The organism is Roseicella aerolata (assembly GCF_020523605.1).
Classification (GTDB): domain Bacteria; phylum Pseudomonadota; class Alphaproteobacteria; order Acetobacterales; family Acetobacteraceae; genus Paracraurococcus; species Paracraurococcus aerolatus.
In genome coordinates this window covers 16,095-39,433 of the sequence record NZ_JAJAQI010000032.1, presented here as the reverse complement: position 1 = coordinate 39,433, position 23,339 = coordinate 16,095, and the positions used below count along the sequence as shown (strand labels likewise).

The window sequence follows — 23,339 nt, the reverse complement described above, 5'->3', positions numbered from 1 at the left end:
CCGCTGCGGCCCGACGAGGCACGTTGGGGACAGGGGAACGAAGGGGGCAATGTCGGAGACGGAGGCGCTCGCCATGCCGGATGAGGCAAGGGCCGGCCACAGGGCCGAGAACCGCGGAACGAGCGGCTGGACGAGCCTGCCGGGGATGCTCTTCGCCCTGGCGCGGCAGCGGCCGGACCGGCCGATGCTGCGCTACTGGCGGGACGGCGCCTGGCGCCGGCTGCGCTGGGGCGAGTTCGCCGAGCAGGTCGGCCATGTCGCGGCCTGGCTGCGTGGCCGGGGCATCATGCCGGGCGACCGTATCCTGCTGGTCAGCGAGAGCCGGCCGGAATGGAACGTCGCCGATTGCGCCATCATGGCGATCGGCGCGGTCACCGTGCCCACCTACACCACCAACACCGTTGCCGACCACGCCCATATCCTGCGGGATTCGGGGGCACGGACCGCCATCGTCTCCACCCCGGCGCTCGCGGCCCGGGTGGCGGAGGCCGCCGCCGCGACCGGCGGGCTCGACCTGCTGGTCTGCATGGATGGCATGCCCGAGGGCCTGGCGGCGCGCCCCTGGGCGGAGGCCACCAACTGCCCCGCGGACCTGCCGATGCTGATGGCGGAGGCCGAGCAGATCCCCGCAGGCCGGCTCGCCTGCCTGATCTACACCTCCGGCACCGGCGGCACGCCGCGCGGGGTCATGCTGCCGCACCGCGCCATGCTGGCGAACCGGGAGGGCGTGCGCGGCCTGATCGAGCGCCTGGGCGTGGACGGGGAGCCCTATCTCTCCTTCCTCCCCCTCTCCCACAGCTATGAGCACACGGTGGGCTGCTTCCTGTTGCCGTCGATGGGCATGGAGGTGGTCTATTCCCGCGGCGCCGACCGCCTTGCCGCCGAATTCCAGGAGATCCGGCCCGCCATCGTGACGGCCGTGCCGCGGCTGTTCGAGGTGCTGCGCGCGAAGATGCTGGCGCAGATCGAGAAGGAGAGCGGGCTGAAGCGGCGGCTCTTCGAGCGGACGCTGTCGCAGGGGCTGCGGCGGATGGACGGCCCGCCGCTCGGCCTTGGCGAGCGGCTGATCGACCCGCTCCTCGACAGGCTGGTGCGGGACAAGGTGCGCGCGCGCTTCGGGGGGCGGCTGAAGGCGCTGGTCTCGGGCGGGGCGCGGCTGGACCCGGAGCTCTCGGGCTTCTTCCTCGCCCTCGGCCTGCCGCTGATCCAGGGCTATGGCCAGAGCGAGGCCGGGCCGGTGATCAGCGTGAACCTGCCCTGGGCCAATCGCCGCCACACCGTCGGCCCGCCGCTCGAGGGGGTGCAGGCGCACATCGCCGAGGATGGCGAGTTGCTGATCCGCGGCGACCTGGTCATGGATGGCTACTGGAACAACCCGGAGGCGACGGAGAATGCGCTGCGGGCGGGCCCGGATGGCGAGACCTGGCTGCATACCGGCGATGTCGGCCGGATCGAGGACGGGCGGATCGTCATCACCGACCGCAAGCGGGACTTCATCAAGACCCTCGGCGGCGACATGGTGAGCCCGGCCAAGCTGGAAGGCCTGCTGATGTCGGAGCCGGAGATCGCCCAGGCGGTGGTGGCCGGCGAGGGCCAGCCGGGCATCGTCGCCCTGCTCGTCGCGGCCGAGGGCATGGAGGACAAGGTGGCGGGGGCGGTCGCGCGGGTGAATGCCAAGCTCTCGACCATCGAGCGCATCCGGCGCTGGATGCCGGCGCCCTCCGCCTTCTCGGTAGAGAACGGGCTTCTCACGCCGACCATGAAGGTGCGGCGGCGGGCGGTGCTGGAGCGTTACCAGGGGGAACTCGCCTCGCTCTCCCGTTAGGCGGAGCCGCGGCCGGTCTGGCCATGGGGCGACTGCCAGCGCCGTCGGGGCATGCCGGGATGCCGGCCCGGGGGTGCGGCGGGCGGCCTTCCGTGGCGGAGGCTTGTTGGCCCTTCCCGCCGAGGCGGGCGCCTGGCCTTCGTCGCCGAGACCAACCCGGAATCCGCCCTGCGCCAGGTCCCGGCGAGGCCCGCGTGCGCCTGCGGCGCCGAACGGGCGATGCGGGGGCGCTGGATACGGCATTCCCGCCCGGCCTCCGGGCGCCGTGCGTCCCCCCAGCGGATGTGACCGGCCGGGCGTCATCCCGGGCCGCGCGGGGCGAAGACGTGCCGCAACCGCGACGGCCGGGGCCGGTTCATCATGCATGGACCCGAACGATCTCCTCCCGAACCTGCGCGGCCTTGCCTTCCTTCCCCATATCCGCGACCTCGCCATCGCCTATGCGCTCGCCTTCCTCATCGGCTGGAACCGGGAGCGCGAGGACCGGAGCGCTGGGCTCCGGACCTTCCCGCTGGTCGCGATTGCCGCCTGCGGCTTCATCCAGGCCGCCGAGCGGTTGATGGGGCATGAGGACAGCCCCGAGGCCATGGCGCGGATCGTCGAGGGCGTGATCACCGGGATGGGCTTCATCGGCGGTGGCGCCATCCTCAAGAGCGGCGGCGAGGTCCATGGCACCGCGACCGCCGCCGCGCTCTGGGCCACGGGCGCCATCGGCGTCGCGGCGGGGCTCGGGGCCTATGACGTGGCGCTGGTGATCTGCGGTTTCGCGGTGGTGACGCTTTCCGCGCTCAGCCGTCTCAAGCCGCGCCCGCCCTCATCGGATTGAGACAGGCCGGGCGCACCAAAAGCCGCAACGGGTCGCATGGCCGTTCGTTGTGCGGGAAAGGCAGGAGGATGGCATGCAGGCATTGCCGCATGATTGGTTCGACAGCAAGCTGGCGCACCTGATTGCCGGCGTCGCCCTGTTCGCGCTCGGCGCGAGCCTGTTCGGCGCCCTGGGCTGGTGGGGGCTGATCGTGACCCTGCCGCTCTGGGCCGCCGCCGCCGCGGTGGTCTGGCTGCGCTTCCAGAACGGCGTTCCATTGCGGCAGGAATTCCGGCGCCGCGGCTGGACGGCCTGAGACCGGAGGCGGCACGGCCGCACCCGATCGGCCGGCCCCGCGCCCTGGACACAGCCGGGCCATCGCTCGCCGGGCGCGCTGGCCGTCTCGCCTCGGCGCCGGGGCGTGGTGCGGAGCCCAGGCAGCGGATGGTGCCCAGGACTGAACGCCCATCGGCTGCAGGCCGATGGTCATGGAGCGGGCTTCCACTCCGGGGTCCTCATGCCATGGAGCGATCGGCTCCAGGCTGCGGCGGAGCGGCTGACAGCACGGGCCTCCCGGCCGCCAGGGGTGGAACGAGGGGTGGAACCGCAGCCTCGGCCGGCCCCGCCCCGCCGCGCATCGGTTGCAGCAGCAACCGGTCCAGCCGCTGCTGCTCCGGGGCCCGCCAGCCGGCGACGCCGATCACCACCCCCTCCCCTGCCGCCGGCGCGGCGCGGTAGCTGCCGAAGAGCCGGTCCCACCAGGACAGGCAGAAGCCATAGCAGCTGTCCGTCTCCGCCCGGGCCTCGCTGTGGTGGGTCCGGTGCATCTCGGGCGTCACCAGCACCAGGCGCAATGCGCGCTCCAGCCCTGGCGGCAGGCTGATGGCGGCGTGGTTGAACATGGCGGTCGCGTTCAGCAGCACCTCGAAGACCAGCACAGCCACGGCCGGCGCCCCGAGCGCCACCACCGCCACCATCTTCAGCGCCATGGAGAGCAGGATCTCCACCGGATGGAAGCGCAGCCCGCTGGTCGCATCCAGTTCCGGATCGGCATGGTGCACGCGGTGCAGGCGCCAGAGCAGCGGAACCGCATGGGTCACCCGGTGCTGCCAGTAGATCAGCAGGTCGAGCAGGATGACCGATAGCGGGATGGCGACCCAGCCCGGCATGCCGAGCGCCGGCAGCAGCCCCCAGCCCCGCGCCTCCGCCCAGAGCGCCGCGCCCACCGCCGCGGCCGGCATCACCGCGCGGACCAGCAGGGCACCGAGCACCGCGAGACCAAGATTGGCCGGCCAGCGCCGGCGCCCGAGCGGGCGCGCCCGCCGCCAGGGAATCAGCTGCTCCAGCGCCAGCAGGGCGAGCAGGACGCCGAGGAAGATGCCGAGGCGGAGAACGGGTTCATGCGGCAGCATGGCCGGAGAATGGGCCCCGCCAGGCCGTCGCGCCAGCCTGGCCCGGCCGTGGCCCTGGCGGCAGGACCGTCGGGCGGCTGCGAAGGATCCGGACCTGCCCCGTCATGGCCCGGCCTCGCGGTCCGGCCATGGCGCCGGCGGTGATCCCCCGGCCCCGCGCATCCGGTCCTCCGGGCCTGCTTCCGGCAGGCCGGCCCGCGCCGCCCCGCGCCAGGTCTCCCGCACCGGTTCGACCCGCACCGCGCAGTATTTGAACTCGGGAATCTTCCCGTAAGGGTCGAGCTGCGGATTGGTCAGCAGGTTCGCCGCGGCCTCCCGGTAGGCAAAGGGCACGAAGACCAGCCCCTGCGGCAGCGCCGGGTCCTCGCGCGCCGCCAGTTCGATGGCGCCCCGCCGCGTCTCCAGCCGCAGCCGCTGCCCGGGGGCCAGGCCGAGCCGCCGGAGATCGACGGGCGCGAGGGAGGCCGTGGGCTCCGGCTCCAGCGCGTCCAGGGCACCGGCACGGCGGGTCATGGTGCCGGTGTGCCAGTGCTCCAGCTGCCGTCCGGTCGTCAGGACGAAGGGGTAGCGCTCGTCCGGCATCTCGTCCGGGTCGCGCAAGCCGGCCGGTACGAAGCGGCCGCGGCCGCTCGCGGTCGGGAAGCGGTCGCCGAAGACGATCGCCTGGCCTGCCGCGTCCGGCGCGGGACAGGGATAGGTGACGCTGCCCTCGCGCTCCAGCCGCTCCCAGGTGATGCTGGCGAGCGACGGCATCGCCGCTGCCATTTCGGGGAAGACGTCGCGCGGGTGGCGGTAGTCCCAGCGCAGGCCGAGGCGGTTCGCCATCTCGGTGATCAGGTCGAGATCCTGCCGCACCCCCTCCGGCATCGGCACGGCGGCGCGGCCCATCTGCACCTGGCGGTTGGTGTTGGTGACGGTGCCGTCCTTCTCCGGCCAGGCGGAGGCCGGCAGCACCACATCGGCCAGCGCCGCCGTCTCGGTCAGGAAGAGGTCCTGCACCACCAAGTGGTCAAGCCGCGCCAGGGCGGCGCGGGCATGCGCCACATCCGGGTCCGACATCGCCGGGTTCTCGCCCATGACATACATGCCGCGGATCTCGCCCCGCGCCATGGCATGCATGATCTCGACCACCGTCAGCCCCGGCTTCGGATCGAGCGTCGCGCCCCAGAGCCGCTCCAGATGCCCGCGTGCCGCGTCATCCGTCGTGCGGTGGTAGTCCGGGAACATCATCGGGATCAGCCCGGCATCCGAGGCACCCTGGACGTTGTTCTGCCCGCGCAGCGGGTGCAGCCCGGTCCCCGGCCGGCCGACCTGGCCGCAGAGCAGGGCTAGGGCGATCAGGCAGCGGGTGTTGTCCGTGCCATGGGTGGACTGGCTGATGCCCATCCCCCAGAAGATCATGGCCGTGCGCGCCCGCGCGAAGCGCCGCGCGACGCGGCGGAGCTGCTCCGCCGGCACGCCGCAGAGCGGCGCCATCGCCTCCGGCGTCAGCGCCGCGACATGGTCGCGCAGCGCCTCGAAGTCTTCGGTATGCGCCGCGACATACTGCCGGTCGTAGAGCCCCTCCGTGATCACCGTGTGGAGCATGGCGTTCAGCATCGGCACGTCGCGGCCGGGGGCGAAGCGCACCACCTCCGTGGCGAAGCGATCCAGCGCGCTGCCGCGCGGGTCGAGCGTGACGAGCGTCGCGCCGCGCGCCGCGGCCTCCTTCAGGAAGGTGGCGGCGACCGGGTGGTTCTCGGTCGGGCGGGCGCCGATGACGAGGATCACCTCCGCCTCCGCCGCCGCCATGAAGGGCGCGGTGACGGCGCCGGAGCCGATGCCCTCCAGCAGCGCGGCGACGCTCGCGGCATGGCAGAGCCGGGTGCAGTGATCGACATTGTTGGTGCCGAAGCCGGTGCGGACCAGCTTCTGGAAGAGATAGGCCTCCTCGTTCGAGCCCTTGGCCGAGCCGAAGCCGGCGAGCGCATCCGGCCCGTGGCCGTCGCGGATGCGGGCAAGGCCCTCGGCGGCCAGCGCCATCGCCTCCTCCCAGCCCGCCTCGCGGAATTTCGCGCGGGCGCGGCGGGGATCGAGGCAGTCCGCCGGGTCCTTCGGCGCGATGCGCACCAGCGGCCGGGTGAGCCGGTCCGGATGGCGCAGATAGTCGAAGCCGAAGCGGCCCTTCACGCAGAGCCGCCCCTGGTTCGAGGGGCCGTCACGGCCGGCCACCTCCTCGATCGCGCCGTCTCGCACCCGGAAGCCGACCTGGCAGCCGACGCCGCAATAGGGGCAGACGCTGGCGACCTCCCGCGCCGGCGGCGCGGCGCGGTGGCCGGCCTCGTCCAGCACGGATTTCGGCAGCAGCGCGCCGGTCGGGCAGGCCTGCACGCATTCGCCGCAGGCGACGCAGGAGGAAGCGCCCATCGGGTCGAGCAGGTCGAAGCTGACCGTCACCGCCATGCCGCGCCGTGCCAGGCCGATGACGTCGTTGTGCTGCACCTCCCGGCAGGCGCGCTCGCAGAGGCCGCACTGGATGCAGGCATCGAGCTGCACCGCCATGGCGGGGTGCGAGAGATCGGCCATCGGTCGCGCCGGCTCGGGCGGGAAGCGCGAGATCTCGAGGCCGAGCCGCTGCGTCCAGCGCGCGAAGCCGGCACTCGCATCGCGTCCCTCGGCGCCGGGCTGGTCGGCCAGCAGTAGCTCGAAGACCATGCGGCGGGCGCGTCCGGCGCGTTCCGTCGCAGTGTGCACCACCATGCCCTCGCGCGGGGCCCGGATGCAGGAGGCGGCGAGGACCCGTTCGCCCTCGACCTCCACCAGGCAGGCGCGGCAATTGCCGTCCGGCCGGTAGCCGGGCTGCTGCGGCCGGTGGCAGAGATGCGGAATCTCCGTGCCCTCGCGCCGCGCGACATCCCAGAGGCTCTCACCCGGTGCCGCCGAAACCGAGCGGCCGTCCAGGGTGAAGCGGATGCCGCCCGCCGGCGCCGTCCCGGGATCGCTCCTGCTCACGGCACCGCCTCCGGCATGTGGCGCAGCAGGCTCCGCACCGGGTTCATCGCTGCCTGGCCGAGGCCGCAGATCGAGCCATCGGCCATGGCCGATGCCAGCTCCTCCAGCAGGGCGCGGTCCCAGCGCGGCGCCCCCAGCAGCGCCGCGGCCTTCGCCGTGCCGACGCGGCAGGGCGTGCATTGCCCGCAGCTCTCGTCGCGGAAGAAATGCACTAGGTTGCGTGCCGCCTCCGCCAGGTCGTCCTGGTCCGAGAGGATGACAACGGCACCCGAGCCGACGAAGCAGCCCTGCGCGTCCAGCGTGCCGAAATCGAGCGGCAGGTCCGCCAGCCGCTCCGGCAGGATGCCGCCCGAGGCGCCGCCGGGCAGATAGGCGGCGAAGCGGTGCCCGGGCAGCATGCCGCCCGAGAATTCCTCCACCAGTTCGCGCGCCGTGACGCCGGCTGGCGCCAGCTTCTCGCCGGGCTTCCGCACCCGGCCCGACACGCTGAAGAAGCGCAGCCCCTGCCGGCCACGCCGGCCCATGGCGGCAAGCCGCGCGGCGCCGTCCGGGTCGCCCAGGATCTCCGGCAGCCACCACAGCGTCTCGACATTGTGCACAAGTGTCGGCCGGCCGAAGAGGCCGTGCTCGCCCGGGAAGGGCGGCTTGTGCCGGGGATAGCCGCGGCGGCCCTCCAGGCTCTCCAGCAGCGCCGTCTCCTCCCCGCAGATATAGGCGCCGGCGCCGCGGCGGAGATGGATGGGCATGCGGGCGAGGCCGGCCGCCTGCAGCGCCGCGATCTCCTGCTGCAGGACGCGGCGGAGATGCGGGTATTCGTCGCGCAGATAGATCCAGCAGGCCTCCGCCTCGATCGCCTCGGCCGCGATCAGCATGCCCTCCAGCACGCGGTGCGGCTCGGTTTCCAGGCAGTACCGGTCCTTGAAGGTGCCGGGCTCGCCCTCATCGGCATTCACCACCAGGTGCCGCGGGGCGGGCTGCGCCATCACCAGCCGCCATTTCCGCGCGGCGGGGAAGCCGGCGCCGCCGAGGCCACGGAGCGAGGCGGCGGCGAGCGCCTCCAGCATCCGCTCCCGCCCCGCCGCGCCGGACGCCTGTGCGTGCCGCAGCACGGCATAGCCCCCGCGCGCCCGGTAGGCGGCAAGGCCGGGCGGCGACGGCAGCGCGGGCGGGCCATGCGCGACGGCATCGGCGAGGCGCTCCGGCGTCGCATGCTCGATCAGGTGATGCCCGAATGCGGCGGCGGGGGCGCGGTGGCAGGCGCCCATGCAGGGCGCGGCCAGGATGCGTGCGCCGGCGGGGGGCGCGGCCCGCAGGACATCCAGCAGCCGCTGCGCACCGGCCATGGCGCAGGGCAGGCTCCCGCAGACCCGGATGGTGACCGGCGGCGGCGCCGGCGCGGCATCCTCCAGCACCTCAAAATGGTGGTAGAAGCTGGCGACCTCGAAGACCTCCACGGGCGCCAGGCGCAGCAGATCGGCGAGCGCGACCAGATGGCCGGCCCGCAGACATCCATGCCGGTCCTGCAGCGTGTGCAGATGTTCGATCAGCAGGTCGCGGCGCAGTGGCAGCGCGCCGATCGCGGCGCGGACGGCCTCGCGTGCCGCTTCCTCTGCCACGCGGCCCCGCGGGCCGGTGCGCGGCGCAACTCGTCGCACCCCCGGCCCTGGCGCCCCGGTCGCGGGCCCAGACCCATCAGCCATTCCGCGTTCCCCCTGCCACACCCTTTGTCGTCCGGGCACGGTCCCTTCCCCCAACGCCGGGCCCCGGTCCGGGTGCCCTTCGGGAGGGGAAGCGGCGCAGTGTCGCCCGCGCCTGTGCAGGCCGCAATCAACGGATCGCGGCGAGGACGGATCACGGGGGGCGGCGCCTTCGCGGCGGGGCCGGATGTCAGGGCGTGGCGTCAGCCCGTGCCCTGGACCGCCGGGCGGCCCCCGGCCCGGTCCGGCCACCCGCGACCGGCCGGCAGGGACCGCGAGGCGGGTGGCAGATGGCCCTTCTCGTGCGGGCATCGCCGACAGTCGGTCCGATCGCCAAGGCCGCGATGATCCACATCCCCGCCCGTATTCCCGGTTCTGCCCGGGGCATGCCTCCCGGATGGTCGGGACAGCGGGGCCGCTCCGGAGTCCGCCGGTCGCGCGATCCGATCCTGCGAACCGCCCTTCCCTGCGATGAACAGGTGGATTATCGGTTGCAGCACAAAAATTCCACGGAGTGGCGTCGTATGAAAGTCCAGAGCGTCCTCGAGACCATCGGCGGCACGCCGCATATCCGCATCAACCGGCTCTTCGGCGAGGCCGAGGTGTGGATCAAGTCGGAGCGCGCGAATCCGGGCGGCTCCATCAAGGACCGCATCGCGCTCTCCATGGTGGAGGCAGCAGAGAAGGATGGCCGGCTGAAGCCCGGCGGCACCATCATCGAGCCGACCTCGGGCAATACCGGCATCGGCCTGGCGCTGGTGGCCGCAGTGAAGGGCTACCGGCTGGTCCTGGTGATGCCGGAGAGCATGTCGGTCGAGCGGCGCCGGCTGATGCAGGCCTATGGCGCGACGTTCGACCTGACGCCGCGCGAGAAGGGCATGAAGGGCGCCATCGCCCGGGCCGAGGAGCTGGCGGCGCAGACGCCGGGCGCCTGGATCCCGCAGCAATTCGAGAACCCGGCCAATATCGACATCCATGTGCAGGCGACGGCGCAGGAGATCCTGGCCGACTTCCCGGAAGGGCTGGACGCGCTGATCACCGGGGTCGGGACCGGCGGGCACATCACCGGCTGCGCGCAGGTGCTGAAGGCGAAGTGGCCCGGGCTGAAGGTCTTCGCGGTGGAGCCCTCGGCCTCCCCGGTCATCTCGGGCGGCGCACCCTCCCCGCACCCGATCCAGGGCATCGGCGCCGGCTTCGTCCCGGCCAACCTGCACACGCAGCTTCTGGATGGCGTGATCCAGGTCTCGGCGGATGACGCGAAGGAGTATGCGCGGCGCTCGGCGGCGCAGGAGGGGCTGCTGGTCGGCATCTCCTCCGGCGCGACGCTGGCGGCGATCGCGCAGAAGCTGCCCGACCTGCTGAAGGGCGCGCGGGTGCTGGGCTTTAACTACGACACCGGCGAGCGCTACCTCTCGGTGCCGGATTTCCTGCCGGCCTGACGCGCCTGGGCGGGGGTCCCACCCCCGCCCGCCGGATCTCGCGCCGGCGATTCCGCCCCCCCGGCGCCGGCACCGGGGGCGATCGCCGGCCACGGCTCACATGCCCAGCGCGCGCCGGTACAGGTCGAGCAGAGTCTCCTGCTCCTCCACCTCGGCCGGCTCCTTCTTGCGGATCGAGATGATCTGCCGGATCACCTTCACGTCGAAGCCCGCGCTCTTCGCCTCGGCGAAGATGTCCTTGATGTCGCTGGCGAGGGCCTTGCGTTCCTCCTCCAGCCGCTCGACGCGCTCAATGATGCTGCGGAGGCGGTCCACGGCGATTCCGCCGACCTCCGGATCCGGGTCGGCTTCCTGCCGGGCGCGGCTCGCCCGGGCTTCCTCTTCCACGTCGCTCATCCCCTGCGGCCCCCTACTCGAAGGGCGGCGGGTTTACCGGGACGAGGCCGGATCAGCAACGCCAATCTCGGGCCGGGCCCCGGGGCCGCCTGACATCCGGCGGGCAGGCGGGAGGGGGCGCGGCCCCCGTCGCATCAGTGGCCCGGATTCGCCGCCGCGAACTTCGCCTTCTGCTCGGCGGTCGCGTCCTTCTGGTACTTCGCCTGCCACTCCTTGTAGGGCATGCCATAGACGATCTCGCGCGCATCCGGATCGGCCAGGGCGATGCCCTTCTCCGCCGCGCCCTCGCGGTACCAGCGGCTGAGGCAATTCCGGCAGAACCCCGCCAGGTTCATCATGTCGATATTCTGCACGTCGGTCCGGTTGCGCAGGTGCTCGACCAGCTTGCGGAAGGCGGCGGCCTCCAGCTCGGTGCGGGTCTTCTCGTCGATCTCGGGTGCGGCCATGGTGGGTCCCTCCGGCGGTTCGCCGGCAATGTGGGGCAGAGGCCCCCTCGCCGCCAGGGGCCGTGCCACATCCGCGCCTCCGCGGCGTTTCCCGCTGCGGACGGCCCTGCCGTCTGGACCGGGGGAGGCAGGTATGGCGAGTGGCGGGTTCGATTTCGCCGCCCTGCGGCGGGCGCTGGAGCGGAGCGACGCGGCGATGCTCGCGGCACTCTATGCCGAGGATGCCGAGTTGACGATCGTCGACCGCAACCGCCCGCCGAGCGCGCCGATGCGGCTGCTGGGCCGCGCGGCCATCGAGGGCTTCTGGCAGGATGTCTGCAGCCGCCCCATGGCCCGCGCGGTGGTGGAGGAGGTGGTCGGGCCGGACCGCATCGCCCTGGTCGAGCGCTGCACCTGCCCCGATGGCTGCCATGTGGTCTCCGCCATGACCCTGGAACTGCGGGACGGACGGATCGCGCGCCAGTTGACCGTGCAGGCCTGGGACGAGTTGGGCTGCGCGGCGGAGCAGGGCTGAGCCTCCCCGCTCGCCACCGGGAGGCAGGCCGGCTGGCGCGACCCCGGGCATGGCACCGATGGGCGCGCCCGGCGGCAGGTCGGGACCTGTGCCGGCCGATATCAGGCCTTCACGATGCCCGGCCCGCGCAGCCCGCGCCGGGCGCAGGCATTGCGCGTATCCACCACCAGCGGCACCGCGGCGCAGAGCCCGGCATAGTCCACCCCGTCATGGTCTGTGACGATCAGGGCGGCGTCACAGCCGCGGATGGCCTCCGCCCAGGGCACGGAGCGGCGGCCGGCCAGCGCCGGATGCTCCGGCAGGCGGGGCAGCGCCGGCACGAGGGGGTCGTGATAGGGCGCCGTGCCGCCCTTCGCCTCGATCAGCTCGATCAGCCGCAGCGCCGGGCTCTCCCGCACATCCTCGATATTCGGCTTGTAGGCGGCGCCGAGCACCAGGATCCGGCTGCCCGGAATATCCCGGCCTCGCCGGCGCAGCGCCGCCTCCAGCGCCGCGACCGTGTGGCCGGGCATCGCGGCATTGATCTCGCCGGCGAGTTCCACGAAGCGCGCCGGCACGCCCGCCGCCCGCGCCCGCCAGGCCAGATAGGCGGGATCGACCGGGATGCAGTGCCCGCCCACGCCCGGGCCCGGCCAGAAGGGCATGTAGCCGAAGGGCTTGCTCGCGGCGGCCGCCACCACCTCCCACACATCGAGGCCGAGCGCGCCGAGGCAGAGCTTCAGCTCGTTCACCAGGGCGATGTTGACGGCGCGGAAGGCGTTCTCCGTCAGCTTCACCGCCTCGGCCGCGTCGAGCGAGCCGACCGGGACGACCCGGTCCACCACGGCGCCATAGAGCGCCTCCGCCAAGTGGAGGGCGTTGGGATCGGCGCCGCCGACCACGCGGGGGATGCCGGTGGTGTGGAAATGCGGGTTGCCGGGGTCTTCCCGCTCCGGCGAATAGGCCAGAAAGAAGTCCTGGCCGCAGCGGAGCCCGGTGGCCTCCAGGATCGGCTGCACCACCTCCCGCGTCGTGCCGGGCCAGGTGGTGGATTCGAGCACGACGAGCTGGCCCGGATGCAGGTGCCAGGCGACCGAGCGGGCGGCGGCCTCGACCGCCAAGAGGTCGGGCTGGCCTTCGGGGCCGAGCGGCGTCGGCACGCAGATCAGGATCGCATCCACCTCCGCCAGCCGCGCCCAGGCCGCCGTCGCCTCGAACCGCCCGGCGCCGAGGGCGGCCTGCAGGGCCGGCGCGGCGACATGGCGCATGCCGGTCTCCCCGGCCGCGAGGCAGGCGAGCCGCGCGGGGTCGGCATCGATGCCGAGGGTGGCGAAGCCGGCTTCGGCCAGGGCCAGCGCCAGCGGCAGCCCGGCATAGCCGAGGCCGATCACCGCCACCCTGGCGCGGCGCGTGCGGAAGCGGTCGGCGAGGCCGCCGATCCAGGCGCCCGCCGCACTGGTGGCCGCCAGACAGGCGAAATCCGATTGTCGATTCGAATCCGGCATGGCCTGCAGGATCAGGCAATTCCTGATTGTTGCAACCTGAGGTAGATACTCCGCCGTCGATATTGTGTTTACATTTTCGTGATCGACGCAGCCCGTCGCCCGCTCCATTTCGCCGCAACAGCTTCTGGCCTATCTGGGCGCCGAATGGAGGGAAGGCCGGTCAATGAAGGTTCTGGTCACCGGCAGCGCCGGCTTCATCGGGTTCCATGTCGCGCGCCGCCTGCTGGCCGCCGGCCACGCCGTCGCCGGGATCGACGCCATGGTTCCCTATTACGACGTGCGGCTGAAGGAGGCGCGGCATGCGCAGCTCGCGCGCCATGCCGGCTTCACCCCGCACCTCTTCGACCTGACCGATGCGACGCGGCTGGCGGAGGTGATGGCGGCCGAGGCGCCGGAGGTGGTCGTCCACCTCGCCGCCCAGGCCGGCGTCCGCTACGCGCTGGAGCATCCCGAGAGCTACATCCACGCCAATATCCAGGGGACCTTCACGCTGCTGGAGGCCTGCAAGGCCCGGCCGGTGCGGCACCTGCTGATGGCCTCCACCAGCTCTGCCTATGGCGCCAACACCGCCATGCCGTTCAAGGAGACGGATGCGGTCGCCACGCCGCTGAACATCTACGCCGCCACCAAGCTGGCGACCGAGCAGATGGGCCATTCCTACGCATCGCTGTGGCAGCAGCCCATCACCATGTTCCGTTTCTTCACGGTCTATGGCCCCTGGGGCCGGCCGGACATGGCCTTCTTCAAATTCACCGACGCCATCCTCCGGGGCCGCAGCATCGAGGTGTACAACCACGGCCGGATGGAGCGCGACTTCACCTATATCGATGACTTGGTGGAGGCCATCCTGCGCCTGGTCGCCTGCGCGCCGGAGGCCGGGCGCAAGGTCGCGGACTGCGACTCCATCAGCCCCGTCGCGCCCTTCCGCATCGTCAATATCGGCAATGCGCAGCCGGTGCAGCTGCTGGACTTCATCGCGGCGCTCGAAAGGGCCTGCGGCCGGCAGGCCGACCGCCGCTACCTGCCGATGCAGCCGGGCGAGGTGCTGAAGACCTGGGCCGATACCTCGCTGCTGCAGGCGCTGACCGGCTATCTCCCCGCCACTGATGTCGCAACCGGCACCGCCGCCTTCGTCGCCTGGTTCCGGGAGCATTACGGGATCTGACCCTCCCGCCTCGCGATCGGTTCAGCCCATCCAGAGACTGGCAAGGACTGCCGCCTAGCTGATCCGTATGACGGCGGGTCTCCTTCTCGGCGCGGCGGACAGGCTGCCGGCGGCATCCCTGGCAGCCGCGGCGCAGCCCATGGCCGGGATGCTGCCCCTCTCGCCGGGCCTGGTGCTGCTGGCCATGCCCGAGGTGCCCGGCCTCGCGCGCCCAGCCGAGGCGGTGCTGCACGGCCCCGCCGGTGCGCTGCGCCCGCCACTCTCCTGGCAGGGCCTGACGGTCGGCGAGGAGCGGCTGCATCTCCTGCTGGCGCGCGCCCAGCCGGGCCTGGCGCCCGGGGCCGATCTGACGCTCCTGGGCCCCGACCGCGGACATCATGCGGTCGGGCTGCGGGAGACGGCGGATGCCGTCGCGCTGCTCGGCACCGCCGAGCCCGGGCCGCTGCTGGCCCTGCTGCGCTTCATCGCCGGCAAGGCGCTCGGCATCTTCCGCGCCGGCGAGGATCCGGCGCTGGCCGCCGCCTGCGGAAGGCTGGCCGCCGCCGCCGCCCGCGCCGCCGCGCGACCGGCCGAGCCCGCCGCGCGATGCGGGCCGGAGGCGCTGCTCTGGTCCCTGCCCCCGGGCCTCCCGGCCGGGCCGCATCTCCTGCTCGGGCCGCGCCGCCTCCGGCGCGTCGCGCTGGCGGGCGAAACCGCCATCCTGCCGGAGACGGGGGCGTCGGAGGCCTGGCTGGTCCCGCCCCAGGGCGAGGCGCTGGTGCTGCTGCCCGCGGTCAGGGCCCGCCTGCCGGGCCTCGTCCAGCTCGCGCGTGGCAGGGATGCGCGCGCCCGCGCCCTGCACGCCGCGGCCCAGGCCGAGCTGCTCCGCCGCGCCCCGGCGGAGCCGGCCATGGGACGCCTGCTGCGGGACCAGCAATTGCTGGCGCCGCCGGCCCGCATCCGCCAGCACGCGGCGCCCGGCGAGCCCTTCGGCGCCGGGCTGGACCTAGCCGTGCCGGACCATGCCGGCGGGCTCTTCCTGCGCGGCTGGCTGCGCGACCCGCTCGGCCTCATTGCCAGCCTCACCCTCTGCAGCCCCTATGGCGAGCAGCGGCTGCCGCAGGCCGCGCTGCTGCGCTTCCCACGGCCGGACCTGGTGAAGGAGTATGCCGGCGCCCCGCATGGCGGCGCCGATGCCCGCGCCGGCTTCGCCCTGCACCTGCCGGAAGGCGCGCCACACCCCGCCGCGCAATGGCGCCTCCGCCTCGGCCTCACCACCGGGGAACAGGTCACGCTGACGGCCCCGCCGGGACTCCTGCACCCACAGGCGGCGCGGGAGGCGATCCTCTCCGCCATCGCGCCCGCGCATGCGACGCCTGTGCTGATGGCAGAGGCCATCGCCCCGCCGGTCGGGCGGCTGCATGCGCTGGTCATGGCCGGCCGCGGCGCGCCGGAGGTGATCCGCATGGGCCTGCCGGTGCGCGACCCGGCCGCCGCCGTCATCGTGCCGCTCTACCGCAACCTGCGCTTCCTGCGCACCCAGCTTGGCGCCTTCGCCCGCGACCCCGGCCTGCGCGAGGTCGAGCTGATCTATGTGCTGGACAGCCCGGAGCAGCGCGACGAGGTGGAGCACCTGCTGCGCGGCCTGCACCGGCTGCACGACCTGCCGCTCACCCTGGTGATCCAGCCGCGCAATTACGGCTACGGCGCCGCCTGCCATGCCGGCGCCGCCGAGGCCCGCGCGCCGGTGCTGCTGCTGCTGAACTCGGATGTGGTGCCAGCGGCGCGCGGCTGGCTGAAGCCGATGCTGACCGCGCTGCGGCGTCAGCCGAAGCTCGCCGCGGTCGGCCCGAAGCTGCTCTTCGAGGACGGCTCGCTGCAGCATGCCGGGCTCTACTTCCTGCAGATGCCGGGCGAGGCGGAGTGGTTCAACGACCACTACTTCAAGGGCCATCCGCGCCACTTCCCGGCGGCGCAGGTCGCCCGCCGCGTGCCCGGCATCACCGGCGCCGCCTTCTGTGTCCGCGCCGAGGCCTGGCGCGCGGTGGGCGGCATCAGCACCGACTACGTCATCGGCGATTACGAGGATTCCGACCTCTGCCTCCGGCTCCGCGCCGATGGCGGCGAGATCGGCTATGTCCCGACCGCCGAGCTCTTCCACTTCGAGCGGCAGTCGATCCGCGACCATGGCGGCTATGCGAAAAGCCTGGCCGCCACCTACAACCGCGGCCTGCACCATCGCCGCTGGGCGCCCGACATCGCGGCGCTGATGGCCCGGCATGCCGGCGCGGGAGGCCGCTGATGCGCGTTCTCTTCCTCTGCCACAACCATCCCGGCCTGCAGCCCGGCGGCACCGAGGTCTTTGCCCGGGGCCTGTTCCGGGCGCTGCGCGAGCAGCATGGGGTGGAGGGCCTCTTCCTCGCCGCCGTCACCGGCGCGCATCGCGAACTCCGCCCCGGCACGCTGCTGCAGGGCATCGGCGACGCGCCGGACGAGGCGCTGGTCTGGCTTGGCCATTTCGACCGCTTCGGCCTGGCGCAGCCCGACACCTATGGGCTTGCATCGCTCGCCCCGGTGATCGGGCAATTGCGGCCGGAGGTGGTGCATATCCACCACCTCCTGCAATTCGGCGTGGAGACGGTGGACATGATCCGCCGCGCCGCGCCGCGGGCGAAGCTGGTCTTCACCGCGCACGACTTCTTCCCGCTCTGCCCGCAGGAAGGCCAGCTGCTGACGACGGATGGCCGGCTCTGCCCCGGCCCCTCGCTCGACCGCTGCCAGGCCTGCTTCCCCGGCCGGCCGGGCGCCGATTTCGTGATGCGCGAGTTGGAGATGCGCGACGTCCTCGGCGAATGCGACCGCATCCTGACGCCGAGTGAATTCGCCCGCGACCGCTACATCGCCGCCGGCTGGCCGGCGCGGAAGATCCTGGTCATGCGCAACGGCATCGCCGCCGCGGCGCCCACGCCGCACCGCGCCGCGCCGGATGGCCGGCGCGACCGCTTCGGCTTCTTTGGCCATGTGAACCGCTTCAAGGGCGGCCTCGTACTGCTCGAGGCCTCGCGCCGGCTGTCGGAGGCCGGGGTGGGGCATGCCCTCACGCTGCATGGCGGCGCCGCCTACCAGTCCGAGAAATTCATGGAAGGCTTCACCGCCGGCCTCGCCGCCGCGCCCGAGGCCCGGCACCGCGGCCCCTATGGCGCGGCGGAGCTTCCCGGGCTGATGGCCCAGGTCGATTGGGTCGTGCTGCCCTCCATCTGGTGGGAGAATGCCCCGCTGGTGATCCAGGAAGCCTTCCTGCACCGCCGCCCCGTCATCTGCGGCGATCTCGGCGGCATGGCGGAGATGGTGCGGGACGGCGTCGACGGGCTGCATGCCCCGGTTGCCGACCCGGCCGGCCTCGCGCGCGTCATGCGCCGGGCCATCGAGACCGAGGGGCTGTGGGAGCGGCTGGTGGCCGGCATCCGGCCGCCGGTGACCATCGGCGAGGCGGCGGCGCACCACCACGCCCTCTACCGCGAGATCCTGGGGCGCCAGCGCATGGCCCGCGCCGCCTGAATGCATTCCAGCAAAATAACTTCATTGCAGTTCGATGCTCCCCGGCGGGGCCGCGCCGCGCAGGATGCGCGGGCCGCGTGACCCAGCCGCCGCAGCCAGGGACTCCCACCCCATGATGATGCTGAAGCCGGATGCCCCGATGCCGGAGGCCGGGCGCGTGACCGAGGCGCCCGCCGCGACGGGCCTCCCCTCCGACGTCCGCGGCGTGATCGACAATGCGACACCCGACCGGCTCTATGGCTGGGCCTGGGATTTCGGCCATCCGGCGCATCGGGTCCGGGTCCTGCTGCGCCTCGCCGGCGAGACCCTGGCGGAGACGATCGCCGATGGCGCGCGGCCGGACCTCGCCAAGGCCGGCATCGGCGATGGCTGCCACGCCTTCGAGCTGCCGGTCCGCGCCGAATGCCGCGACCGCATGCAGGATGTGGCGGTGGTCGCCCTCGGCGCCGATGGCCGGGAGTTCCAGATCGCCGCCCGCCTGCCCCGGCGGGAGGAGCCGCCCGCCGGCAGCGCGCTGCAGCGCATGGTGGAGGGCGTGATCGCCGAGCAGCGCGAGCTGAAGCGCGAGCTGGTGGCGCTGCGCGAGCGCGCCGGCCAGCCATCGCACCCCGATGCCGGGCAGGCCGGCGAGGAGCTGCAGGCGCGGGTCGCCCATATGGAGCTCTGGCTGGCCCGCCTGGATGCCCGGCTCGCGGAACTGGCCGCGCCGCCGCAGGCGCCGGCCCGCGGCGGGATCGATCCCTGGCAGGCCGTGCTCTATGCCCTGCTCGCCAGCCTCTCGGCCGGCGCCCTGGCGGCCGCCCTCCTCCGCGCCCTGGCCTGAGCCGCATGGCCAGCCCCTCCCCTCCCGGCTCGGCGGATGCGCTGCTGCGCGGCGCCATCGAGGACACGCTGCGCGTTGTCGGCGGCTGGATGGCGCTCATGCTCGGCCTCGGCCTGGTCAGCCTGCTGATCGCCTACGCGATCATCATCAACAAGACCGGCCTGTTCAGCCTGCTGCCGGTGACGCTCAGCGCCGACACGCTGTTCGCGGCCGGGATCTTCTGGCTGATGGCGCTGGCCGCCGTCACCGCGCTGCGGAACCTGCAGGAGCGGGCGGTCGCCACCGTCTCCCGCTACGTTGCGGAGCGGCTGGCCGTGCCGGCCGTGCTCTGCACCGCGCAGCGCGCCGGACGGGCGGAAGTGCTCTCCAGCGAGGCGCTGGAGGCGATCGAATCCATGCGCCGGGCGCTCTCGGGCGACCTGCCGCATGTCGCGCTCGGCCTCGTCACCGCGCCGGTGCTGCTGGCGCTGATCCTCGCCCTGCACTGGGCGGCCTTCGTCATGAGCCTGATCTTCTGCGTGCTGGGCGCGGTGGTGAGCCTGCTGATGGCCCGCGCCGCGCAGCGCGCCGCGGCGGTCGCCTTCGCTTCCCGCACGCGGGCCTTCGGCATGGCGGCGGATGCGATGCGCTCGGGCGAGGCGGTGCTGGCCATGGGCATGCTGCCGCGCCTGGTGCGGCACTGGGTCGAGGCGGCGGCGGAGGGTTCGGCCGAGGCCTGGGAAAGCGAGCGCCGGGCGGAGCGGCTGCGCACCCTGCTGGAGATGCTGGCCGGCCTGCTGCGCGGCGGCATCATCTTCACCATGGCCGCGCTGATGCTGAGCGGCCAGAACGTCAACACCGCCTTCGCCGGCTCCATCCTGCTGATCGGCATGGTGGTCGGCCCCTTCATGGGCCTGGGGATGCATCTGCGCAGCCTGACCGAGGGCGTCGATGCCTGGCGGCGGCTGCGTGCCATGGTGCGGGCGACGGCCGCGATCCCGGAGGGCATCGCCTTCCCGCGCCCGGCCGTGCGGCTGACCGCCGAGCACCTGGGCTTCGGCTTCCGCGGCCCGCAGCCGGCCCTGTTCCGCAACCTCGACCTGACGGTCGGGGCGGGCGAGATCGTCGCGATCGTCGGCCCCTCCGGCAGCGGCAAGAGCACGCTGCTGCGGCTGCTGATGGGCATCCTGCGCCCGGGCGGCGGCGGCGCCTATCTGGACGGCCACGCGACGAGCCAGTGGGACCGGCGGGAGCTGGCGCGGCATGTCGGCTACCTGCCGCAGGATGCCCTGCTCTCCCGCGCCACGGTCGCCGAGGCGATCGCCCGGCTGGAGGAACCGGACATGGCCGAGGTGATGGAGGCGGCGCGGCGCGCCGGGGCGCATGCCACGATCATCGGCCTGCCGCTGGGCTATTCGACGCCGCTGACCGGCGGCTACCAGCTCTCCATGGGCCAGCGCCACCGGATCGCCCTCGCCCGCGCGCTCTACGGCCGGCCGCGCCTGCTGCTGCTGGACGAGCTGGCGGGCTCGCTGGATGCCGAGGGCGAGGCGGAGGTCGCGCGCCTGCTGCGGCGCCTCAGGGCAGAGGGCACGGCGGTGGTCTTCACCACCCACCGTCCGAACCTGCTCGCGGTCGCCGACCGCGTGCTGGCGATCCGCCGCGGCGCGCTGGTGCCGGCGGGCGAGGAGCAGCCCCTGCTGGAGGGCCGGGGACAGGGACAGCGGGCACGCCGCCCGGCGATGGTGGCGCGATGAGCGCCGCCCTGCGCCCGGCCGGGCTCCGGCTGCGCGATGTCGGCGTGACGCCGGCCTTCATCGCCACCCTCATCCTGCTGACCGCCGCGAGCCAGCTTGCCTTCCTGGCCTTCCTGCTGGTCATGAAGCATATCAGCGACGGCGTGCTGGACACGGGGAACGCCGCGACCGCGATCGGCTTCGCCCTGCTCTTCGGCCTGCTGACCATCCTCTCCGGCTGGTATGGCCATCTGCGCGGCGCCATGCTCGGCGCCATCGCGGAGCGGCTGGGGCTGACCCTCAGGGCGGAGGCGCTGCAGGCCGCGGTGCGCAACGCGGTGCGCACCGACACGGCGCAGGGCGCCGCCATGCTGCGCGAAATCGCCAGGGTCCAGTCGCTCTTCGCCAGCCGCGCCGCCGTGCTGTTCCTGGAGCTGATCGGCGCCGTCATCGCCATCCTGCTGATGTTCGGCCTCGATACCGGCCTCGGCCTCATCGGGCTCGGCGGCGCGGTGCTGGTCGCCGCGCTCGGGCTGCTGATGCACCGCATCACCCGCGGGTCGCTGCAGGCGAGCGCCAGCGCCATGGCGGAGACGGCGACCGAGCTCTCCGGGCAGCTCTCGCATCCGGACCTGGTGCGCGGCCTCGGCCTCGTTCCGGCCACCCTCGCGCGCTGGCAGCACCGCTACGGCGCGGCGCTGGCGGCGGAGGAGGCGACGCATCGCCGTGCCCAGGCGCTGCACGGCATCGAGGCGCTGGCCGCCGAGCTGATCCAGATGGGCGCCTTCCTCTATGTCGCCCTGCTGCTCTTCGAAGGCTCGGCCACGGCCGGCATGCTGATCATCGTCTATTTCCTCACCTCCAATGCGCTGCAGCCCTTCTCCCACCTCATGAAGTCCTGGGAGGGCTGGGCGGGCGGCGTGGCCGCCTGGCAGCGGCTGCGGGCGGTGATGCGGCAGGAGGCGGCGCCGGCGGTGCTGCCGCGCGACCCCTCGGCCCCGGCCGGGCTGTTGCTGGACGGCCTCCGCTTCCACCCGCCGGGCCGGCCGGCGCCCATCATCGGCGGCATCCACCTGCACCTGCCGCCCGGCACGGTCTGCACCGTCCAGGGCCCGAACGGTGTCGGCAAGAGCACCCTGCTGCGCCTCACCCTCGGCCTGCTGGAGCCGGGCGCGGGGCGGGTGCTGCTGGACGGCCAGGACAGCCACCGCTGCGACCGGGAGGAATTCGGCGGGCGCATCGGCTACCTGCCGCAGGACGTGCAGCTGCTGGAGATGGATGTCTTCGCCAATATCGGCCGCGGGCCGGGCGCTGCGCCGGAGGCGGTGGTGGCCGCGGCGCGGGCGGCCGGCGCGCATGCCATGATCGGCCACCTGCCGCTCGGCTACCAGACGCCGGCCGGACAGACCGCCGGCCTCTCGGCCGGGCAGCGCCGCCTGGTCGGGCTGGCACGGGCGCTGTTCGGGGAGCCGGCCCTGCTGGTGCTGGACGAGCCGGAGGTCGGCCTCGACGGCGCCGCCCGCGGCGCCATGCGGGCGGCGGTGGAGCGGACTTGCGCCCGCGGCGGCGTGGTGCTGGTGGTGACCCATGAGCCCCAGACCTGGGCGGATGTCGCCGACACCCGCCTGATCCTCGGCCCCGGCGGTGCGTGGGAGGTGCAGCGCCTGCGCCCCGAAGCCGCCATGCAGGAGACCGGCTTTGCAGCAGCTCATTGAACGCGCCGAGGGCGGGCGCGCCGGAGCGATCCCGCTTCCCTCTCCGCTCCCCCGCCCCTCGCTGGAGGCGCAGCTGGAGGCCGCCATCCGCACCCCGCCGGTCGCGCGGCTGACCCGCCGCGCCCTGCTGGTGCTGGCCCTCACCCTGCTGCCGCTCGGTGGCTGGGCGACGCTGACCACCATGGAGCGGGCGGTGCTGGGCCAGGGGCAGCTCATCCCCGAGGGCAAGCGCAAGACGGTGACGCTGCTGGAGCCGGGCATCCTGCGCCGGCTGGAGGTGAAGGAGGGCAGCCTGGTCGCTGCCGGCCAGCCGCTTGCGCAGCTCGACGTGACCCAGGCCGAATCCGCGGCCGATCTGGCCAAGGCGGCCTTCTGGAGCGGCCGCGCCCGCATCGCCCGGCTGCGGGCGGAGCAGGAGGACCGGCGCAGCCTGGACTTCCCCGCCGACCTGGCGAAGGCCGCCGCCGCCGATCCGGCGATCAGGGTCTTCCTCGAGGCCGAGCGGGCGCTGTTCGCCGCGCGCTGGGCAAACCACGATGGCCAGGTCGCGGTGCAGGAGCGGCAGGTCAACCAGTTCCAGGAGCAGATGGCGGGCGCCCTTGCCCAGAAGGAGGGGGCGGAGCGGCAGCTGCGCTCGGCGCGCGAGCAGATCGCCGGGCTGAACCGGCTGCTCGTGCAGGGCTATGCCTCCCGCTTCACCGTGCTCGAGTTGCAACGGCAGGAGGCAAGCTTCGCCGCCACGGCCGGCGCGGCATCGGCCCAGGCGGCGCAGTACCGAGAGGCGGTGACGCAGGGCGAGAAGCAGCTCGCGACCCTCCGCCTGACCCGGCTCGCCGAGATCGCCACCGACCTGCAGACCACCGAGGCGGCGGTCGCCAGCGCGGCGCAGCAGCTGCGGGCGGCGCAGGACATCCTGGCGCGGCGGGAGGTGGTGGCGCCGGAGGCCGGCCGGGTCATCAACATCCAGATGTTCACGCCCGGCAGCAGCATCGCCGCCGGCCAGCCGATCATGGATCTGGTGCCGGCCGAGGACCGGCTGATCGTCGAGGGGCATATCCTGCCATCCGACATCGAGCAGGTGGCGGTCGGCCAGCGGGCCAATCTGCGCCTCTCGGCCTACCGGATGCGGGAGCTGCCGGTGCTGCCGGGGCGGATCATCCATGTCTCCCCCGACATCGTGACCATGCAGAACGGCAACAACTACTACGCGGTGCGGGCGGAGCTGGAGCCGGAGACGCTGGCGCGCTTCCCCGAGCTGCGGCTCTTCGCCGGCATGCCGGTGGAGCTCTACGTACTGGGGGAGAAGCGGACGCCGCTGAGCTATCTCTGGACGCCGATCCGCAACGCGGCACGGCGCGCCTTCCGGGATTGAGGC

At 73.3% G+C, this 23,339-nt stretch carries 18 protein-coding genes; 12 read left to right on the top strand and 6 right to left on the bottom strand.

What is annotated here, in order from left to right; translation table 11 throughout:
* Positions 1-49 precede the first annotated feature (49 nt).
* The 3 genes from LHA35_RS19075 to LHA35_RS19065 all read left to right on the top strand — a co-directional run bounded on the left by LHA35_RS19075 (position 50) and on the right by LHA35_RS19065 (position 2,946).
* Complete coding sequence (locus tag LHA35_RS19075) at positions 50-1,825, top strand: AMP-dependent synthetase/ligase (RefSeq protein ID WP_226611023.1); 1,776 nt, start codon at positions 50-52, stop codon at positions 1,823-1,825.
* Positions 1,826-2,189: 364 nt separating this feature from the next.
* Positions 2,190-2,651 carry an MgtC/SapB family protein gene (locus LHA35_RS19070; protein ID WP_226611021.1) on the top strand — a complete coding sequence of 154 codons (462 nt, stop codon included), beginning with the start codon at positions 2,190-2,192 and terminating at the stop codon, positions 2,649-2,651.
* A gap of 73 nt (positions 2,652-2,724) precedes the next feature.
* Positions 2,725-2,946 carry a hypothetical protein gene (locus LHA35_RS19065; RefSeq protein ID WP_226611018.1) on the top strand — a complete coding sequence of 74 codons (222 nt, stop codon included), beginning with the start codon at positions 2,725-2,727 and terminating at the stop codon, positions 2,944-2,946.
* Positions 2,947-3,145: 199 nt separating this feature from the next.
* Here the strand turns inward: LHA35_RS19065 and LHA35_RS19060 are convergent, their stop codons facing one another.
* The 3 genes from LHA35_RS19060 to LHA35_RS19050 form a co-directional block, all read right to left on the bottom strand.
* Positions 3,146-4,042 (bottom strand): sterol desaturase family protein, encoded by an 897-nt coding sequence (locus LHA35_RS19060; RefSeq protein WP_226611016.1) that lies wholly within the window; start codon positions 4,040-4,042, stop codon positions 3,146-3,148.
* Positions 4,043-4,144: 102 nt separating this feature from the next.
* Positions 4,145-7,033, bottom strand: a complete 2,889-nt coding sequence (gene fdhF / locus LHA35_RS19055; protein WP_226611014.1) for a formate dehydrogenase subunit alpha — start codon at positions 7,031-7,033, stop codon at positions 4,145-4,147.
* Complete coding sequence (locus LHA35_RS19050; protein WP_226611012.1) at positions 7,030-8,649, bottom strand: NADH-ubiquinone oxidoreductase-F iron-sulfur binding region domain-containing protein; 1,620 nt, start codon at positions 8,647-8,649, stop codon at positions 7,030-7,032. Before LHA35_RS19050 ends, fdhF begins: the two co-directional genes overlap by 4 nt.
* 605 nt (positions 8,650-9,254) lie before the next feature.
* Between LHA35_RS19050 and cysK the strand changes: the two genes are divergently transcribed.
* Entirely contained in the window at positions 9,255-10,169 is a 915-nt protein-coding gene (cysK, locus tag LHA35_RS19045; RefSeq protein ID WP_226611010.1) for a cysteine synthase A, read from the top strand.
* A gap of 96 nt (positions 10,170-10,265) precedes the next feature.
* On the opposite strand, the gene LHA35_RS19040 is transcribed toward cysK, so the two are convergent.
* Complete coding sequence (locus LHA35_RS19040; protein ID WP_226611007.1) at positions 10,266-10,565, bottom strand: DUF2312 domain-containing protein; 300 nt, start codon at positions 10,563-10,565, stop codon at positions 10,266-10,268.
* A 134-nt stretch (positions 10,566-10,699) separates the two neighbouring features.
* Complete coding sequence (locus LHA35_RS19035; RefSeq protein WP_226611005.1) at positions 10,700-11,011, bottom strand: DUF1244 domain-containing protein; 312 nt, start codon at positions 11,009-11,011, stop codon at positions 10,700-10,702.
* 133 nt (positions 11,012-11,144) lie between these two features.
* On the opposite strand from LHA35_RS19035, the gene LHA35_RS19030 reads away from it, so the two are divergent.
* Positions 11,145-11,525, top strand: coding sequence for a nuclear transport factor 2 family protein (locus LHA35_RS19030; RefSeq protein WP_226611003.1), 381 nt, complete (start codon positions 11,145-11,147; stop codon positions 11,523-11,525).
* A gap of 101 nt (positions 11,526-11,626) precedes the next feature.
* On the opposite strand, the gene LHA35_RS19025 is transcribed toward LHA35_RS19030, so the two are convergent.
* Positions 11,627-13,009 (bottom strand): nucleotide sugar dehydrogenase, encoded by a 1,383-nt coding sequence (locus tag LHA35_RS19025; RefSeq protein WP_226611001.1) that lies wholly within the window; start codon positions 13,007-13,009, stop codon positions 11,627-11,629.
* 163 nt (positions 13,010-13,172) lie between these two features.
* Between LHA35_RS19025 and LHA35_RS19020 the strand changes: the two genes are divergently transcribed.
* From LHA35_RS19020 to LHA35_RS18990, 7 genes are all read left to right on the top strand, one after another.
* A complete protein-coding gene (locus LHA35_RS19020) occupies positions 13,173-14,174 on the top strand; it encodes an NAD-dependent epimerase/dehydratase family protein (protein ID WP_226610999.1) in 1,002 nt (333 codons plus the stop codon).
* A gap of 67 nt (positions 14,175-14,241) precedes the next feature.
* Positions 14,242-16,455 (top strand): glycosyltransferase, encoded by a 2,214-nt coding sequence (locus LHA35_RS19015; RefSeq protein ID WP_226610997.1) that lies wholly within the window; start codon positions 14,242-14,244, stop codon positions 16,453-16,455.
* Positions 16,455-17,711 (top strand): glycosyltransferase family 4 protein, encoded by a 1,257-nt coding sequence (locus LHA35_RS19010; RefSeq protein WP_226610994.1) that lies wholly within the window; start codon positions 16,455-16,457, stop codon positions 17,709-17,711. The genes LHA35_RS19015 and LHA35_RS19010 overlap by 1 nt, the downstream gene beginning before the upstream one ends.
* Before the next feature lie 112 nt (positions 17,712-17,823).
* A complete protein-coding gene (locus LHA35_RS19005) occupies positions 17,824-18,534 on the top strand; it encodes a hypothetical protein (protein ID WP_226610992.1) in 711 nt (236 codons plus the stop codon).
* Between the two features lie 5 nt (positions 18,535-18,539).
* Positions 18,540-20,270 carry an ATP-binding cassette domain-containing protein gene (locus LHA35_RS19000; RefSeq protein ID WP_226610990.1) on the top strand — a complete coding sequence of 577 codons (1,731 nt, stop codon included), beginning with the start codon at positions 18,540-18,542 and terminating at the stop codon, positions 20,268-20,270.
* Complete coding sequence (locus tag LHA35_RS18995; RefSeq protein ID WP_226610988.1) at positions 20,267-21,964, top strand: ATP-binding cassette domain-containing protein; 1,698 nt, start codon at positions 20,267-20,269, stop codon at positions 21,962-21,964. Before LHA35_RS19000 ends, LHA35_RS18995 begins: the two co-directional genes overlap by 4 nt.
* Positions 21,948-23,336 carry an HlyD family type I secretion periplasmic adaptor subunit gene (locus LHA35_RS18990; RefSeq protein WP_226610986.1) on the top strand — a complete coding sequence of 463 codons (1,389 nt, stop codon included), beginning with the start codon at positions 21,948-21,950 and terminating at the stop codon, positions 23,334-23,336. Before LHA35_RS18995 ends, LHA35_RS18990 begins: the two co-directional genes overlap by 17 nt.
* Positions 23,337-23,339 lie beyond the last annotated feature (3 nt).